The sequence below is a fragment of the Streptomyces cacaoi genome (genome assembly GCF_006539165.1).
Classification (GTDB): Bacteria; Actinomycetota; Actinomycetes; order Streptomycetales; family Streptomycetaceae; genus Streptomyces; species Streptomyces cacaoi.
Genome location: NZ_BJMM01000171.1, coordinates 1 through 1,166 on the forward strand (window position 1 = coordinate 1; position 1,166 = coordinate 1,166).

Below are 1,166 nucleotides of genomic sequence, written 5' to 3' on the forward strand. Positions count from 1 at the left end.
CACCTGTGTGCGGTAGACGTCCGGCACGTCGAGCAGCAGGGCGGCGGTGTCGGCCGCGCCGAGGGTCGCCTGCACGCTCGCCTGGCTGCGCATCGTGTTGCCGCCACCGGGGTGGTCGACGGGCAGCTCGACCGCGGCACCCTCCAGCACCGACCGCCAGTACCCCACCTGGTCGTCGAAACCGCCCTCGGCCACATGCCGCACCAACCGCTGCGACCACTGCCGCACCGACGACGACTTCTCCCCCAACGACACCGGCTCACCGGCGACCACACACCGGTACGCCGCCTCCAGATCCTCCAACAGCACCCGCCACGACACCCCGTCCACCAGCAGGTGATGCACCACGAGCAGCAGCCACGCCGGACGGCCCGGGCCCCGGTCACCGACCACGACCCGCACCAGCGGGCCCCGCTCCAGCTCCATCCCGGACTGTGCCGCGCACACCAACTCCTGCCACACGGACTCGGGTTGGTCCGTGTCGGCGAGCCCGTGCACGGTGAAGACCTCGTCGAGGTCCACCTCGGCCCGTATCTCCGAGGCCCACCGGTCCTCGCCGGGCACCGGGACGAAGACGGACCGCAGCACATCGTGCTGCTCCAGCAGCGCGGCCACGGCGGACCGGAGCGCCGGTATCCCCGTGTCCACGGCCAGCTCGTACGCCATCGACATGGCGAAGTGCCCCGGCGCGTGCGGGTGCGTGGCGAAGAACCACTCCCGGATCGGCGTCGGCCCCACGGGCCCCGACACCGTGCCCTGCTCGGCCACCTGCCGCCCGTCGTCCGCCCCGGCGGCCACCGCGTCTCCGCCGCCCGTTCCGGGGGCCAGCTCGGCGACGGTCTGCCGCAGGAACACATCACGGGACGAGAGCGTCAGCCCGGCCCTGCGGGCGCGCGAGACCACTTGCAGGCTGGAGATCGAATCCCCGCCCAGCGCGAAGAAGTTGTCGTGCACGCCGATCCGGCCGGCCTTCAGCACCTCGGCCCAGATGTCACACAGCAGCCGCTCGGCCTCGGTACGCGGCGCCACATACTCCACCCCCGGCCCGGCCTCCGGCTCCGGCAACGCCCGCCGATCCACCTTTCCATTCGCGGTCAACGGCAACGCGTCCAGCACCACGAACGCCGACGGCACCATGTACTCCGGCAACACACCCGCCACCTCGG

The 1,166-nt window shown here is 72.4% G+C and carries 1 protein-coding gene; it reads right to left on the reverse strand.

Annotation, left to right across the window (positions count from 1 at the left end; translation table 11 throughout):
* Nucleotides 1-1,152, reverse strand: a 1,152-nt coding sequence (locus SCA03_RS34780) for a condensation domain-containing protein (protein WP_230989120.1), incomplete at its 3' end; no start/stop codon positions are given.
* Nucleotides 1,153-1,166 lie beyond the last annotated feature (14 nt).